A 15,265-nucleotide genomic window follows, 5' to 3' on the forward strand; every position below is an offset into this window, starting at 1 on the left:
TGATTTCTTCTAGAATACTCTTTTAATTGCGCTAGCAAAGCCGAACAAAAATATTTAATTTTGTGGAGCAAAGTCACGCATTAAACCCAAATATAACACAATCTAAACTTCAAAGTTCACAATGGTAGATACTAAAACTCAGGAAACAGTAAGGGAGGGAGCTATTTACGGGCAAATCACCGCTTTAGGTCACGAGCAGTTGGTGATCTGTTACGATGAGCCTACCGGCTTAAAAGCAATCATCGGTATTCACAACACTGTATTAGGCCCAGCATTGGGAGGTACAAGGATGTGGAATTATGCTTCCGAGGAAGAGGCCATTACCGACGTATTGAGACTATCAAGAGGTATGACCTTCAAGGCGGCCATCTCTGGTCTAAATCTTGGCGGTGGTAAGGCTGTCATTATCGGTGATCCGAAATTAAAATCAGAGGCCTTCTTGAGAAGATTCGGGAGATTTGTTCAAAGCTTAGGCGGAAAGTATATTACTGCCGAAGACGTAAACATGGGTACTCAGGACATGGAGTACATCGCCATGGAAACCAAACATGTAACCGGCCTTCCAGATGTGAAAGGTGGCGGTGGCGACCCATCTCCGGTAACTGCTTACGGTACTTACCTGGGCATGAAAGCTGCAGCAAAAAAAGCTTACGGAACGGATTCCTTACAAGGTAAGAAAGTTGCCGTACAAGGCATCGGCCAAGTAGGAAAATACCTAGTTAATCACCTGATAAAAGAAGGTGCTGAAGTATTTATCACTGACATCTTTGAAGACAAACTTCAAGTGGTAGCCAAGGATACTGGAGCCACTGTGGTAGATCCAAAATTCATCTACGACATCGACATGGACATCTACGCTCCTTGCGCTTTGGGTGCCACTGTCAATGACGAGACAATCGACAGATTGAAATGCCAGGTCATCGCCGGTGCTGCCAACAACCAGTTGAAAGACGAAGAAAAGCATGGAAAATTACTTTTGGAAAAAGGCATCATCTATGCTCCTGACTTCCTAATCAACGCCGGAGGACTTATCAATGTGTACGCTGAATACCTTGGTGGATACAACAGGGACCTGGCTTACCAGCAAGCTGACAAGATATATGATACTTGTATCTCCATCTTGGACAAATCAGAAAAAGAAAACATACCTGCCCAACAGGCAGCTATCGAAATGGCTTGGAACAGAATCCAGGCTATGGGTAAAGTTAAATTATCTCATTAATACATATCAGAAGGGAACATTTTCGTTTCCTTATTGATTAAGCTTTGGAGGAGGAAATCCGCTTGGATTTCCTCCTTTACATACTATTCTTTTTATAAACACATTAATAATTTACGTTCTTTAATTCAGGGCAATGCTAAACAGGAGAATTTTACGGGTAAAGGCCTTTCAAAACCTCTACTCTTACGAACAGTGTAGAACTTCCAATCTGAATCTGGCCAAAGATTTCATACGAAATGCTTTCCAGCCGGATTTGAATAGTATGGAAGTGCAAGACAAGGCTCAGCTCAAAAAAGATGCTGCTACTACCATTGAACTTTTCCTTAAAAACCTGAACAATCACAAACTAATCTCGGCCACTGAACATAACGCCAAGATCAAATCCACAGCCATCCAAGCGATCAATCAGTTTCACAAGGCCAACGATAAGGACTTGGAATTCATGGAAAAGAACATGATCACTTCGGCTGAAAACATCCCCCAACTTTACCTATATGCCATAGAGATGCTCATCGCATTTGGTGACCACGTGCGAAACGAATATGCCAGAAAAAGGAAACTTTCCGGTGAGGCGATCTCTGCACACGCGGGCGAGTTAAATTTGGCTAACAATAAAATCCTCAAAACCCTTAAATCTGCCCCTCAATATCAAAATGAATTGACAAGGCAGGACGTGAACATTGAGGACCTTGAGCAAGAGATCAAGGAATGGTTCCGTGAATACGTGAAGCCTTCTCCAGAGTATCAAACCTACATGGGAATTCTTGAGCCTACGATCAAAGAAGACAATGACATCCTCAACCATATCCTTAAAAAGATAATTTTCAAAAATGAGGCTATCTTGAACTTTTTCTCAGAAAAGGACCTTAACTGGTCAGAGAATAAGGCAGTTGTCAAAAGCTTGGCTGCTAAGGTTCTGAAAAACTTGGAGGAAACTCCCGAAATGGAGAATTATGAGTTGCCCGAATTGGCCATAAATTGGGAGGAGGACAAGGAATTTTTCCAAAATATATTTAATTTGACTATCGAAAATGATGAGGACAACCGGGAGTTGATCTCTGAAAAAACGAAAAACTGGGACATCGAGCGGGTGGCCTCTACAGACAAGATTATCTTGTCGATGGCCCTTACAGAAATGATGAATTTTCCGAGTATCCCTGTAAAAGTGACCATTAATGAGTATATTGACATTTCCAAAACATACAGTACCCCAAAGAGCAAGCAATTTGTGAATGGACTCTTGGATGTATTGTCCAAGGAGCTCACAGATGCAGGCAGAATCCGCAAAAGCGGGCGGGGCCTTTTAGACAACAAATAAACATTTAACCATGAGCAAAAACAGCAGTTCTCTTTTAGCTTTCGTTTTGGGTACCGGAGTAGGTGCCGCATTAGGTGTTTTGTTTGCACCAGACTCAGGGGGCAACACCCGTGACAAGCTTACTTATCAGTTGAGCCACTACAAGGACGAGTTGGAAGAACTTGTGAAAGATTTGGTGGATGGCAAAAACATGCCACTCAACGAAGCTAAAAATGAAGGAAATAAAGTGATTTCTGAGGCCAAAACTAAAGCTGAGAATTTACTAAACGATGTAAACAAATTGATCGAGCAGATTAATAAAGGCGAACATTAATAAACAATCAATCTATGAAGTACCTAAGTCTTCCTGCATTATTAATAGCAGGATCTATTTTGACTTTTGGCTGCGATTCAGGTGGTAGCGAGAAGGATGAAAGAATTCAAGCCCTAGAGCAACGCATTGCCCAGATGGAGCAAGGCCAGCCAAATGTACCAAGCAATGCCCAATCAGTAAAAACAGCTGATCCATCTACTCTGGGAGCTTTCCAGTTTCCTGAGATCGAGCATGACTTTGGCACCATTGAGGAAGGTAAAGTTATCGAACACAACTTTACATTTACCAACACGGGTGAAGCGCCATTGGTGATTTCTAACATTCAAGCCTCTTGCGGTTGCACAAGCCCTGACTGGACTAAAACGCCAATCAAGCCAGGAGAAGAAGGTTTTGTAAAGGTGGTGTTTGACTCTAAAGCCAAATCTGGTATACAGAGCCCTACGGTATCCATTACGGCCAACACTCAGCCAGCGGTAACTAGACTTAGACTTAAAGGAAACGTAAACAGCAAAAATTCAGCTTCAGCTGCACCGGCCATGGGCCCGGTTAGAAAATAATCATGACAAATTCCATTTTATTACAAGCAGGCGGCGGTGGTTTCGGTATCGAAAACATCGTCTTCCTGGCGCTTATCGGTTTGATCTTTTATTTCTTCATGATCAGGCCTCAGCAAAAAAAAGCTAAAGACGCCAAAACATTCATGGAGTCTATCAAAAAAGGTGATGAAGTGGTAACGATAGGAGGTCTTCACGGTAGAGTTCATACTGTAGATACTGACACTTTCATCCTCGAAGTGGATCGCGGAATGAAACTTAAGGTTGAAAAATCGGCTATTTCGCATGACTTCACCAAAAAAACAGACGTTAAAAAATAAGAAGATTGGACTTTAAGAAGTATTTAAAAAGGTTAAAAGAACAAAAGACTTCTAACCTAAAAGTGGTGGCCCTATGTGTTTTGACGGCCACCACTTTTTGGGTTTTAAACGCTTTGAACAAGGATAGTTACTACACTGTAGTGGATTATCCTATCGAGTTCTTTTACGACCGCCAAGAGTACATGGCCGTCGAAGAGCTTCCTTCCAAAGTCAGAGTGGAAATCCATGGCAATGGCTGGGACCTTATACGTAAATACTTCCGGGTCAATGTCCCCCCTTTCAACATTGAACTGGTCGACCCCTCTCGACAGGAGTTCATTCTGACCCGTAATATACAGCGGGAACTTTCAGATAAGCTCCTACCTAGCCAACTCACGTCCATTCTTACCGACTCCCTGAAAATCAATATTGATAATGTAGTCACCAGAAAGATCAAGGTCCAAGTCGACACCACATCGGCTACGCTTGGGAAAAACATTCGATTGGCCTCCCCTATCAAAGTCGATCCGGAATTTGTGACTCTGAAAGGCCCTACCTCAGTACTTCAACGATTAGGCGGCAGCTTCTCTGTAAAGCTAGAAGATGAAAAGATCAATAAGAATTACTCCAAGCTACTGCCCATCAAGGTTCCCAAGGAGCTTTCTGAATTCCTTACATTACAAGAGGATAATATTTTGGTGGAGTTTGAGGTGGTGGAATTCTTGGAAGGTAATAAAAGGTTAAGGCTGAAAAAGGTAAATTTCCCTGACAGGGTGGACATTGAGTCTGACATCACATCAGTGATCATGACCTATCTGGTAGACGAAAGAAACATAAATGACTTGAAAGAGGCAGAACTGGAGGGCATCCTTAATTATATTAATAGAAACAGGCAAGACAGTTCGGTGAATGTCCAATTGAACAGAAGGCCACCCTACCTCGAAAATATTAGCTTTGAGCCTAACTCCTTAAAATTAAAGTACAATAGTGATCAAGAATAAACCACTTTTAGTCGGACTTACAGGGGGAATTGGCTCTGGAAAATCTATTGTTGCAAAGTTTTTTAGTTTACTCGGTACGCCCGTTTATTATGCTGACGACAGGGCCAAATGGCTTATGAGCAATGATCCGGACCTCAAAAAAAATTTAGTCGATACTTTTGGTGAGGAGAGCTTTTTGCCGGATGGGACGCTCAACCGCGCTTATCTTGCCGAAGTGGTATTTGGAGATCCTGAAGCCACCAAAAAAATTAACTCATTGGTACACCCTGCTGTCAAACTCGACTTTGATAAATGGGCTGAAATGCAAAACACACCTTATGTACTTAAGGAGGCCGCCTTACTTTTTGAGACCGGTTCGTACAAAGAACTTGACAAAATCATCAACGTAAGCTCCCCTATCAAACTTCGCATAAGCAGGATTTTATTGAGAGACCAAAGGTCGGAGACTCAGATCAACGAAATCATCGACAGACAACTTCCGGATGAGGAGAAAAATAAACTGGCTGATTTTGTGATAAAAAATACCGAAAACAAGATGGTGATTCCACAAGTATTGGAAATCCACCATAAACTTATAGGCTAAATGGTATCTAGTTGAATCTGATCAAGGTAAAACTTCATGCGGGTGTGGGATCTGTTTAGATATTCTATCCTTTCAATCCTATCAAGTTTGTGATTATAAAAAACTTCAATATAATCGTCTCCAAGAAGGTAAAGATTAATTTTATACCCGTAATAGCGGATGGCTACTACAAATAGCCCATCCGCATACAGGATCTGTATCTTTTTCTGCAATGGTAACGCTTTAAAATCGTCTCTACTCATTTTTCAATTTCGCTAATTCCATTTCGGATGCTATGTATCCAAAGGCTGACCAATAATTGGTTTTCATTACCCTCATAAAAGTCTCAGTTGCTTCCTGAACCTGCCCTTGTCTCAAATAGTGATTACCTAAACCATAACCCTGGGTGACGTATTGTAGTTTCCCTTGATCAGAATTTAGATCTCCGGAAATCAAATCATCTTCATCTACTTGGCCTTTGTACATCATAAGCCGAGTATGATAGGCGTCGTTTTCAATAATTTCCATATCTGCATGGACATGATCTAAAAGCTCATTTGCCTCAGATTCTCGCCCTAGCTTCATCAATGTCATATAATACCAATCTAGGGTGGCAACTTTCAAGTCATCGTTTACACTCACTTCCATACATTTCTGGTAGGCAAGCAAAGCCTTGTCGTAATCATTCATCAGGTAATGCGCCAATCCGAGATGATACCAAATATTGAATTGAACAGATGAAAGTGGCTTGTTCAGCTTGTTGGGGATCCCATCCTCCTCTATCTGTATTTCCTCACCTTCCATCAATTTGGATGCTTCATTTAAATCTGCTACAGCTTTTTCAAATTCTCTTATGGAAATATAACGATGCCCACGGTGCCTCAAAGCCTCATAACTCTGAGGAAACTTTTCTGAGGCTTTGGTGAAAGTCTGAATAGCTAAATCATGCCTTCCAAGGTACGCCTCGCGACGACCCACCCATATGAGATTATACAACGTGCTATCCTCCTGATATTGCCTCTCTGCCTCTGAAAGGTCTTTTAACTGTTTTTCAAGAGCCGCTGAATCCACCATGGTGAAAAGCGAATCTCCAAGTAGGCTCATTCCTTGAAACACTCCTTGGACATCCTGCTTTTTTTGGACAAGCGCCAGATCATCTGTTGGGAAGGAAACACAAAAGCTAATCATTCCTCCAAGTAAAATATTTGCAAGCATAAAATAGTATCGTTTATAGTGGAAATCAAACCATGTCGGGAAGGACAAATTCTAGACCTAATTTAAATAAAATCATTAGCCCAACCTAAGTTTACTTTTTTTCGTGTCACATTTAAAGTAGCTTGAATCTTGCTACTAGGATTTTTACTTGTTATTATTGAAAAAATAACCTGATTAGAGTAAGAGTATGAGAAGATTTATTTCAAACACACCTAAATTTCAGTTACTATTTTTAGTCCTTATCCTTCTTCTTTCCAGTTCATGTTCTTCCAGCCGCAAGATTCGGAAACAAAACATTGATCAAGTAGTAAACACAGCCAAATCCTTTCATGGCACACCCTACCGATTTGGCGGTACCACCCGTTCAGGAATGGACTGTTCAGCATTGCTTCTGCATTCTTTTTCAAGCGTAGGAGTGAGTCTACCGCGGACCTCAGAAGCCCAAAGCAAGATTGGCAAGAGGGTAACTTCACAAAGCCTTAAGAAAGGAGACGTGGTATTCTTTGCGACGGGCAAAAAAAGAAGAAAAGTTACCCATGCAGGCATAGTCACCTCGAGCCATCGGGGGAATATTCAGTTTATTCACGCCTCCACCTCCTTGGGGGTGACCGAAGATGCCATCAATTCAAGTTACTGGTCCAAAAAATTTGTAGTAGGAAGAAGGGTATTTTAGCAATAAATGCTAAAATAAATGCCATTAGTATCAGTCAAATGGCTTAAAGTGGCTTATGGAAATAAAAATTCAATTCGATGTGTATTTAAATTCAAAACATCCTTTGGTATTAAGGTTTATTAATTAATTTTGCACTCGAATAAAAAAGCATATTTCCCTTTCACATTAAGATATACAAATGGCGAATAATGGTAAGATAACCCAGGTAATCGGTCCCGTAGTGGACGTTTCCTTCGAAGGAGGGGAATTACCTAACATCCTGGATGCATTGGAAATCACCAAGGAGAACGGACAGAGAGTAGTATTGGAAGTTCAGCAACACCTAGGTGAAGACAGAGTTAGGACTATTGCAATGGATTCTTCCGAAGGTATGGTTAGAGGTATGGTGGTGACTAATTTGGGCGCCCCGATTTCTGTTCCCACCGGAGAAGGCATCAAAGGAAGACTTTTCAACGTGATCGGTGAAGCCATCGATGGTCTTCCACAGCCGGAGTCTGCTAACAGATTACCTATTCACAGAAGTGCTCCTAAATTTGAAGACCTTTCCACTTCTTCAGAGGTATTGTTTACTGGTATCAAAGTAATTGACTTGATCGAGCCTTATGCAAAAGGTGGTAAGATCGGTCTTTTCGGTGGTGCCGGTGTAGGTAAGACCGTATTGATCCAGGAATTGATCAACAACATCGCTAAGGCATATTCAGGTCTTTCTGTATTTGCAGGTGTTGGGGAAAGAACCCGTGAGGGAAATGACCTTTTGAGAGAGATGATCGAGTCAGGCATCGTAACTTACGGTGACGACTTCGTGCATTCATTGGAAAATGAAGGCGGATGGGACCTTTCAAAAGTAGATCTAAAGAAACTAGAAGATTCTAAAGCAACCTTCGTCTTTGGTCAAATGAACGAGCCTCCTGGGGCACGTGCTCGTGTAGCCTTGACTGGATTGACTTTGGCTGAATATTATAGAGATGGTGAAGGGGACGGTGCTGGAAAAGATATACTTTTCTTTATCGATAATATCTTCCGATTTACTCAGGCAGGTTCTGAGGTATCCGCCCTTCTAGGTCGTATGCCATCAGCGGTAGGTTACCAACCAACCCTTGCTACTGAAATGGGTGCCATGCAGGAGAGAATTACCTCTACGAAAAACGGATCCATTACATCTGTACAGGCCGTTTACGTACCTGCGGATGATTTGACTGACCCGGCTCCAGCTACTACTTTTGCCCACTTGGATGCTACTACCGTACTTTCAAGAAAGATTGCAGAACTTGGAATCTATCCAGCTGTGGATCCTTTGGATTCTACTTCAAGAATCCTTTCTCCAGAAATATTGGGTGACGAACACTACGACTGCGCGCAGCGAGTGAAAGAAATCCTTCAGAGATACAAGGAACTTCAGGATATCATTGCAATCCTTGGTATGGAAGAACTTTCTGAAGAGGATAAACTTGTGGTACACAGAGCTAGAAGAGTGCAGAGATTCCTTTCTCAACCATTCCACGTAGCTGAGCAGTTTACAGGCTTAAAAGGTGTTCTTGTTGATATCAAGGATACTATCAAAGGCTTTAACATGATCATGGACGGAGAACTTGATCACCTTCCTGAAGCAGCCTTCAACTTGGTAGGTAGCATCGAGGATGCAATTGCCAAAGGCGAGAAAATGCTTGCTGAAGTAAATAATTAATTTTAATGCTCAGGCCTTTGCATTTCAAATTATACCAATATGCGTTTAGAAATCATTACACCGGATAAGAAAGTATTTCAGGGTGAAGTATCAGAAGCTAGCTTCCCAGGAGCTAATGGTGCGTTTCAGGTATTACAGAACCACGCCCCTCTTGTTTCTGCCCTTTCCAAAGGCATAGTGGCCTTCACTACGGCCGAGGGAAGACAAACCTTGGAAGTTGACGGTGGTGTTGTAGAAGTCAAAGAAAACAACATTATCCTTCTAGCCTAAAAGGTAGTGGCATAAACATTATTACAATACACTTTAAAAAAGCGGAGAGTTAATCTCCGCTTTTTTTGTTTCTTTTTATTCTAGGCCTGTCAACACGAGGTAAAGACCAGCAGCCAATGCAGACCCAACAAGCGGACCGAGAATTGGCACCCAACTGTAAGCCCAATCGCTGCTCCCTTTCCCCTTTATAGGTAGAATCTCGTGGACAAGTCGAGGTCCTAAATCTCTTGCCGGATTGATGGCGTAACCCGTTGTTCCTCCTAAAGCCAAGCCAATCACCCAAACCAAAAAAGCTACCGGAAGCGCCCCTATAGATCCTAGCCCAATCGGAGTACCAGTTTCATCCCCTATCATTGGGTGGGTGATGTGAAGGATGACAATAATTAAAACGAAAGTCCCGGTAACCTCGGAAATAAAATTAGACGCATAATTTCTTATTGCCGCTACGGTTCCAAATGGAGCAAACTTAAGACTTGGGTCTGGAGTACGGTCAAAATGATCCTTATATACCAACCATGCCCCAAACGACCCAACAGCTGCTCCAAAAAACTGACTGACAACGTACCCTGGCACCATAGCCCAATCGAAGTCCCCAGTCAAAGCCAGGGCCAATGAAACGGCTGGATTGAGATGAGCCCCACTATATGGGCCAGCCACCACCACACCGATAAACACGCCCAATGCCCAAGCCGTAGTAATTACCATCCAACCACTCTGATACCCCTTAGTATCTTTCAAAACCACATTAGCTACTACCCCGGATCCCATTATAATCAGTAAGGCCGTACCTATAAATTCAGCAACGTAAACGTTCATATCAATCTTCTATCCAATGGGAAGCTCTTTTCACGGCTTTATGCCAATAGTTTAATAGGGATTCTGCTTTTTCTACTGTCATCTCGGGCTCAAACCTAGAGTCACTATTCCACAGGCTTTCTAGTTCAGTAGTATCCTTCCAAAACCCCACTGCCAGTCCGGCCAAGTATGCCGCTCCAAGTGCTGTTGTTTCCAACACCGCAGGTCTCAATATGGTACACCTAACCAAATCAGCCTGAAACTGCATCAAAAAATCATTGGCCGTAGCCCCACCGTCCACCCTCATTTCCTTGGTTGTCTCCCCACGATCCTTTTCCATGGAAGCCAAAACATCCTTAACCTGATAAGCTATGGCCTCTAAAGCCGCTCGGGCAAAATGTGCCTTTCCAGTACCTCTCGTGATTCCAAAGAATGCTCCTCGGGCCTTCGCATCCCAATGAGGCGCACCCAGGCCGGTTAATGCTGGCACAAAGTAAACCCCTTCATTATCCTCAAGTTGGCTGGCGAGAGTTTCACTATCCTCTGCTGTTTTAAATAATTCCAATTCGTCTCTTAGCCATTGAATGGCTGCACCACCAATAAAAACACTTCCTTCTAAAGCATATGTTACCTTACCGTTGATTTTCCAGGCTACCGTGGTCAAAAGTTTGTTTGTAGAAAAAACCGGTTTTTCCCCAACATTCATCACCATAAAGCATCCCGTACCATATGTGGTCTTGACCATTCCATCCTTAAGACATAACTGCCCGAAAAGTGCGGCTTGTTGATCCCCGGCAATTCCCGCAATTGGAATTTTGGCAGAAAAAACATCCCCAGCTGTGGTACAATATACCTCACTTGAACTTTTGACCTCTGGCAACATTGAGATGGGAATGTCAAATAACTCCAGAAGCTCCTCATCCCATATTTCTTCCTTGATATTAAAGAGCATTGTTCTGCTGGCATTGGTGATATCAGTAAGATGCTGGTTGCCACTGGTAAGGTTGTAAATTAACCAGCTATCAATGGTACCGAAACACAATTCCCCAGCTTGGGCCTTCTCCCTAGCCCCCTCAACATTATTTAAAATCCAATTAACCTTTGTCGCAGAAAAGTAGGAGTCGATAATTAAGCCTGTTTTTTCATTAATCAGTGCACCTTTACCTGCTTTTAAAAGTGTACTGCAATACTCAGCGGTACGTCGATCCTGCCATACAATAGCTTTGTTTATAGGTTGCCCCGTGTTCTTATCCCACACCACGGTAGTTTCTCTTTGATTGGTGATTCCGATTCCGGCTATTTGAGAAGGAGTGACACCCGACTTAGTCAAAGCTTCCATAGCCACTGTCGCCTGACTCGTCCAAATCTCTTTTGCATCATGCTCCACCCATCCGGGCTTTGGGAAATATTGCTTGAATTCCCTCTGAGCTACCGTCACAATTTCACCAGCTCGGTTAAAAAGTATAGCTCTGGAACTCGTGGTGCCCTGATCCAAAGCAAGGATATAAGTTTCTTTTCCTTCCATAAAAATCAATTCAAGATGTATTTTTTCGCAAGCTTCTCAAAACTTTTCAATTCGGACTCAATCCACTCCTCATTTTTACCCAGCTCTTTAGCCATTATCGCCGCTACCTTCGGGGCCATCTCTACTGCAACTTTGGCATCTAACACCAAAATCCTGATTCTCCGTGAAAGGAAATCTTCAATATGGTGAGCCATTTCCTTTCTAACGGCCCAAGCTACCTGCCCCTGGATGTAAGGGTATTCTGGGTGAAGTTTCTGCTTAAAATCAGAACCTTCTTCTAAAAGCCTTAAAAAATCAGTCTCCTCACTCCCATACATTGAAAAAGTAGAATTAGGTAATTGATCTTGATAACCAAACAATTTAAGATTTGCGGAATTGGACTTTATCTTGAGACCTAGTACCTTTTGAACTTTGTCGACGGTATCTTCTCCCATTTTTCGAAAAGTGGTCCATTTCCCTCCTACAAGTGTTATCAGCCCACTATCAGAAACGGTAATTTTGTGACTTCTTGAAATCTCTTTAGTCTTTGTCATTCCTTCTTTGGGAGCGGCTAATGGACGAAGCCCTGCAAACACAGACCTGACATCCTGAAGCGTCGGCTTCTGATTTAAATATTTCCCAGCATTTTTTAATACAAATTGAATCTCTTTTTTTAAGGCAACAGGTTCCAATTTTACTCGCTTACGCAAAGTATCTGTAGTTCCCAACATCAGCTTGCCATGCCAGGGAACAATAAATAAAACCCTCCCGTCTGTAGTTTGAGGGATCATCAAAGCGCTATCTCCTTCAAAAAATCTTTTCTCCAATATCAAATGAATCCCCTGACTCGGGCGGATAGATTTTTTCATTTCAGGAGAGTCCAGCTTCATGATTTTATCGGCAAAAACGCCCGTTGCATTGACTACCACACTCCCTTTGATCTTAAAGTGTTCTCCTGATATTTCATCTTTACACCCTACTCCAATAACCTTCCCTTGGGAATTCTTCAGCAATTTATCAACCTTCACATAATTGGCTGAGCAGCCCCCAAGCTCATCACAAGTCCTAACTAAGGCAATAGCCAAACGGGCGTCATCAAACTGCCCATCAAAATATTCAATCCCTGCGCGTAGATTTTTCTTCTTGAGTTGCGGAAATCGTTTAAAAACCTCCTCTTTACTTAAAAGGGAGGACGAACCAATATTTTTACCTCCCGCTAAAAGGTCATAAACCTTAAGTCCAAGCCAATATTTAACCTGATGCCACAGAGAGTAAATAGGAATGATAAAAGGTTGTGCCTCGACCAAGTGTGGGGCTTGTTTGATAAGATAACCACGTTCAAGCAGAGCTTCGCGTACCAAGGCAAGATTTCCCTGGGCCAAATACCTAACCCCTCCATGGATCAATTTGGTACTTCTACTGGAAGTACCTTTGGCAAAATCAGATTTCTCTATTAAAGCCACCTTCATCCCCCTGCTTAAGGCGTCCAAAGCTACACCTAGCCCAGACGCACCTCCACCGATGACGATCAAATCCCACTTCTCAGAAATTAAACGTTGAACATTATTAACTCTATGCATAAAAAATTTGGTGATATAATCCTAATTTGAGCAAAAAAGCTGATTTTTCCAATAAATAAAAAAGCCGAGACTAATTGGTCTCGGCTCTCTCAAGTTTTAATTATTTATTCGCAGATCATCAAATTACTCAAAATCACTAAATTTCTTCGAATCCAACCTCGTGGCTCCTTGATCAGTAATATATACAACGAAGATGTTTTCGTAATCTGATTCATCCAATTCTTCCATAATCTCATGACCAACCAATAAATTGACCAAATGATGAATCGTGTTGGAGTGGCCAATGACAACCACATTATCAGTTTCCTCCTGTAGTTTGGCTACAACTTCCCCATGTTTATTGGTATCATAAAGCTGAATTCCCAAACCTCTTTCATCAGCAAATGGCATGATGGTGTTTCTGGTCCTTTTGGTATCCGAGCTGTAAACCTTATTGATATCCTTATCATTCAATATGGGTTTTAGCCTTTCTGCCCTTGCCTCTCCTTCCGGAGACAAGGCCGGATCATTTTTGTCAGCAAGTTTTTCTCCATGACGGATTATAAAAATGGCTCTTTCATCTTCCTGTGCCTGCCCAAAGACAGAAAAATTCAAATAAAGACTCAATATTAATAAGAAAGGTAAGCACTTTTTAAACATTACTCTTCGATTACGGTAACTGTATATCCTTCGTTTCTAAGCAAATTAAGCAATCCAAGCTCTCCACCCAAATGACCGGCCCCAACAGCAAAAAACTTTTGGCCTTCTTCCATAAAGCTTTTCATGGGCTCTATCCAGTTTTTATTTCGATTATGTAGCATCACATCCTGATAATTTTTGTATTCAGGGCTCTCTCCCACTATTTCTACCATTTTATTCACATCCTTTGTTTTATAGGTATCGATCAGTTTTCTAAACTCTCTTCTACCCTTTTCAAAATCAGAAACATAGTCATAAAGATTTTTGTACTGCTCTTCTAATGGAATGTGCTCAAATACAGACAACTGGTCCTGAATGGTTTCCAAACCCTCTACTGTTCTTTCATTTTCTTTAGCTATCTGCATAAGCTCAATTTCATAAGCCTTTGTTTCACATTCCAACATTTTGGGATATAGCATGGAAAGTAGCATGAATGGTCGCATAGATTTCATCATCGAGATATCCACAGCCGCATTTTCCAAAAGAAAATCTTTAGTAGCGATAAACTCTTCGTCGTCCAAGAAGTCGGTAATTTTTTCCCCATCAGGATTGTTGATATTTGCAAACACAATCTGCATCATAGAGGGATCGTCAAGATCAATTTCCAGCACCAAACTTTGAGATTCAGCAACTTTTTGAACAACCTGATCACTTAGCTCAAAATCCTCCTCACAGATAATATGAATGGTTCCAAATAGGTAGGATGACTTTTCTAGGCCATTACCGCTGATTTCATAAAGAAGTCCCTTATCCTGCGCAAGGCTTGTAAAAACAATTGCGAAGGTCGCCAAAAATAAAAGTAGATTTTTTTTCATTGGAGAAAGATAAATTGTGAATTATCCACTATAGGTATTATCCAAGTGCTGGTCTTTAGCTTTTACATCCTCAAATTCCAGGAATTGTTCCCAAAAGGGCTCTGTAGGCAATCCAGCTCTTAGAAATAATTTTTCGTTTTTTATGGGATGCACAAATACCAAATGGAAAGCATGCAGATTAATGCTTGCATCACTGTTTGGCTTCGCAAATCCATACTTGAGATCCCCTCTGATAGGGCAACCCATTGAGGCTAACTGCACGCGAATTTGATGTGGCCTACCAGTTTTTGGTCTAACCTCAAGTAGCCAATGGTCATTCAGCTTGCCTAATCGCTTGTAGTTAAGTTCAGACTTTTGGCTTCCAGGCACCTCTTCCTCATGGGCAGTCACAGTATTGCGCTTCTCATCTTTTACCAAATAATGCGTGAGTTTACCCATTTCCTCTTTCGGCTTCCTCTTTACGATAGCCCAATAGACTTTGTGGATATCACGCTTTCTGAAAAGCTCCATCATCCTTTCAAGGCCTTTGCTCGTCCGTGCAAATACTACTAGGCCACTTACTGGCCTATCCAAGCGGTGCACTGGATGTAGAAAAACCTCCCCTGGCTTTTCATATTTATATTTGATGTACTCTTTGCAATAATCGGTCAGCGTTTTATCTCCTGTCTTATCTCCTTGAACTAATACTCCCGCTGCTTTATTTACAACCAACAAGTGGTTATCTTCATATACTACCGTAAAAGGCTGTTTTCTCATTTTAACGCAATTTTTTCAAGGCAAAG

General features: G+C 41.8%; 18 protein-coding genes. 10 read left to right on the forward strand and 8 right to left on the reverse strand.

Annotation, left to right across the window (positions count from 1 at the left end; all coding sequences use genetic code 11):
• Positions 1–121 precede the first annotated feature (121 nt).
• From FPL27_RS16795 to coaE, 7 genes are all read left to right on the forward strand, one after another.
• Entirely contained in the window at positions 122–1,222 is a 1,101-nt protein-coding gene (locus FPL27_RS16795; protein ID WP_143962388.1) for a Glu/Leu/Phe/Val family dehydrogenase, read from the forward strand.
• Positions 1,223–1,355: 133 nt separating this feature from the next.
• Positions 1,356–2,540 carry a transcription antitermination factor NusB gene (nusB, locus tag FPL27_RS16800; RefSeq protein WP_143962389.1) on the forward strand — a complete coding sequence of 395 codons (1,185 nt, stop codon included), beginning with the start codon at positions 1,356–1,358 and terminating at the stop codon, positions 2,538–2,540.
• A 10-nt stretch (positions 2,541–2,550) separates the two neighbouring features.
• Positions 2,551–2,853 (forward strand): YtxH domain-containing protein, encoded by a 303-nt coding sequence (locus FPL27_RS16805; RefSeq protein ID WP_143962390.1) that lies wholly within the window; start codon positions 2,551–2,553, stop codon positions 2,851–2,853.
• Between the two features lie 14 nt (positions 2,854–2,867).
• A complete protein-coding gene (locus FPL27_RS16810; RefSeq protein ID WP_143962391.1) occupies positions 2,868–3,410 on the forward strand; it encodes a DUF1573 domain-containing protein in 543 nt (180 codons plus the stop codon).
• 2 nt (positions 3,411–3,412) lie between these two features.
• The gene (yajC, locus tag FPL27_RS16815) at positions 3,413–3,727 is read left to right on the forward strand and encodes a preprotein translocase subunit YajC (protein ID WP_143962392.1); all 315 of its coding nucleotides are present in this window, start codon (positions 3,413–3,415) and stop codon (positions 3,725–3,727) included.
• Between the two features lie 5 nt (positions 3,728–3,732).
• Complete coding sequence (locus tag FPL27_RS16820; protein WP_235893489.1) at positions 3,733–4,707, forward strand: YbbR-like domain-containing protein; 975 nt, start codon at positions 3,733–3,735, stop codon at positions 4,705–4,707.
• The gene (gene coaE, locus FPL27_RS16825) at positions 4,694–5,290 is read left to right on the forward strand and encodes a dephospho-CoA kinase (RefSeq protein WP_185974406.1); all 597 of its coding nucleotides are present in this window, start codon (positions 4,694–4,696) and stop codon (positions 5,288–5,290) included. Before FPL27_RS16820 ends, coaE begins: the two co-directional genes overlap by 14 nt.
• Here coaE and FPL27_RS16830 read toward each other — a convergent pair.
• Together FPL27_RS16830 and FPL27_RS16835 are read right to left on the reverse strand one after the other, a co-directional pair.
• Positions 5,287–5,532, reverse strand: coding sequence for a hypothetical protein (locus FPL27_RS16830; RefSeq protein ID WP_143962394.1), 246 nt, complete (start codon positions 5,530–5,532; stop codon positions 5,287–5,289). The two genes, coaE and FPL27_RS16830, sit on opposite strands and share 4 nt — an antisense overlap.
• The gene (locus FPL27_RS16835) at positions 5,525–6,484 is read right to left on the reverse strand and encodes a tetratricopeptide repeat protein (protein WP_143962395.1); all 960 of its coding nucleotides are present in this window, start codon (positions 6,482–6,484) and stop codon (positions 5,525–5,527) included. The genes FPL27_RS16830 and FPL27_RS16835 overlap by 8 nt, the downstream gene beginning before the upstream one ends.
• 187 nt (positions 6,485–6,671) lie before the next feature.
• On the opposite strand from FPL27_RS16835, the gene FPL27_RS16840 reads away from it, so the two are divergent.
• From FPL27_RS16840 to atpC, 3 genes are all read left to right on the forward strand, one after another.
• Entirely contained in the window at positions 6,672–7,157 is a 486-nt protein-coding gene (locus FPL27_RS16840) for a C40 family peptidase (RefSeq protein WP_143962396.1), read from the forward strand.
• A gap of 178 nt (positions 7,158–7,335) precedes the next feature.
• Positions 7,336–8,841 (forward strand): F0F1 ATP synthase subunit beta, encoded by a 1,506-nt coding sequence (gene atpD / locus FPL27_RS16845; RefSeq protein ID WP_143962397.1) that lies wholly within the window; start codon positions 7,336–7,338, stop codon positions 8,839–8,841.
• A gap of 39 nt (positions 8,842–8,880) precedes the next feature.
• The gene (atpC, locus tag FPL27_RS16850) at positions 8,881–9,111 is read left to right on the forward strand and encodes an ATP synthase F1 subunit epsilon (RefSeq protein ID WP_143962398.1); all 231 of its coding nucleotides are present in this window, start codon (positions 8,881–8,883) and stop codon (positions 9,109–9,111) included.
• 75 nt (positions 9,112–9,186) lie between these two features.
• Here atpC and FPL27_RS16855 read toward each other — a convergent pair whose 3' ends face one another.
• The 6 genes from FPL27_RS16855 to FPL27_RS16880 form a co-directional block, all read right to left on the reverse strand.
• Positions 9,187–9,927, reverse strand: a complete 741-nt coding sequence (locus tag FPL27_RS16855; RefSeq protein ID WP_143962399.1) for an MIP/aquaporin family protein — start codon at positions 9,925–9,927, stop codon at positions 9,187–9,189.
• Between the two features lies 1 nt (position 9,928).
• Positions 9,929–11,431, reverse strand: coding sequence for a glycerol kinase GlpK (gene glpK, locus FPL27_RS16860; protein ID WP_143962400.1), 1,503 nt, complete (start codon positions 11,429–11,431; stop codon positions 9,929–9,931).
• Between the two features lie 5 nt (positions 11,432–11,436).
• Positions 11,437–12,990 carry a glycerol-3-phosphate dehydrogenase/oxidase gene (locus FPL27_RS16865; protein WP_143962401.1) on the reverse strand — a complete coding sequence of 518 codons (1,554 nt, stop codon included), beginning with the start codon at positions 12,988–12,990 and terminating at the stop codon, positions 11,437–11,439.
• 123 nt (positions 12,991–13,113) lie between these two features.
• Positions 13,114–13,584 (reverse strand): SixA phosphatase family protein, encoded by a 471-nt coding sequence (locus tag FPL27_RS16870; RefSeq protein ID WP_185974407.1) that lies wholly within the window; start codon positions 13,582–13,584, stop codon positions 13,114–13,116.
• A 44-nt stretch (positions 13,585–13,628) separates the two neighbouring features.
• Positions 13,629–14,483 (reverse strand): TraB/GumN family protein, encoded by an 855-nt coding sequence (locus tag FPL27_RS16875; protein WP_143962403.1) that lies wholly within the window; start codon positions 14,481–14,483, stop codon positions 13,629–13,631.
• Between the two features lie 21 nt (positions 14,484–14,504).
• Entirely contained in the window at positions 14,505–15,239 is a 735-nt protein-coding gene (locus FPL27_RS16880; protein WP_143962404.1) for an RluA family pseudouridine synthase, read from the reverse strand.
• Positions 15,240–15,265 lie beyond the last annotated feature (26 nt).

Origin of the sequence: Litoribacter populi (genome assembly GCF_007483685.1) — a bacterium.
Classification (GTDB): domain Bacteria; phylum Bacteroidota; class Bacteroidia; order Cytophagales; family Cyclobacteriaceae; genus Litoribacter; species Litoribacter populi.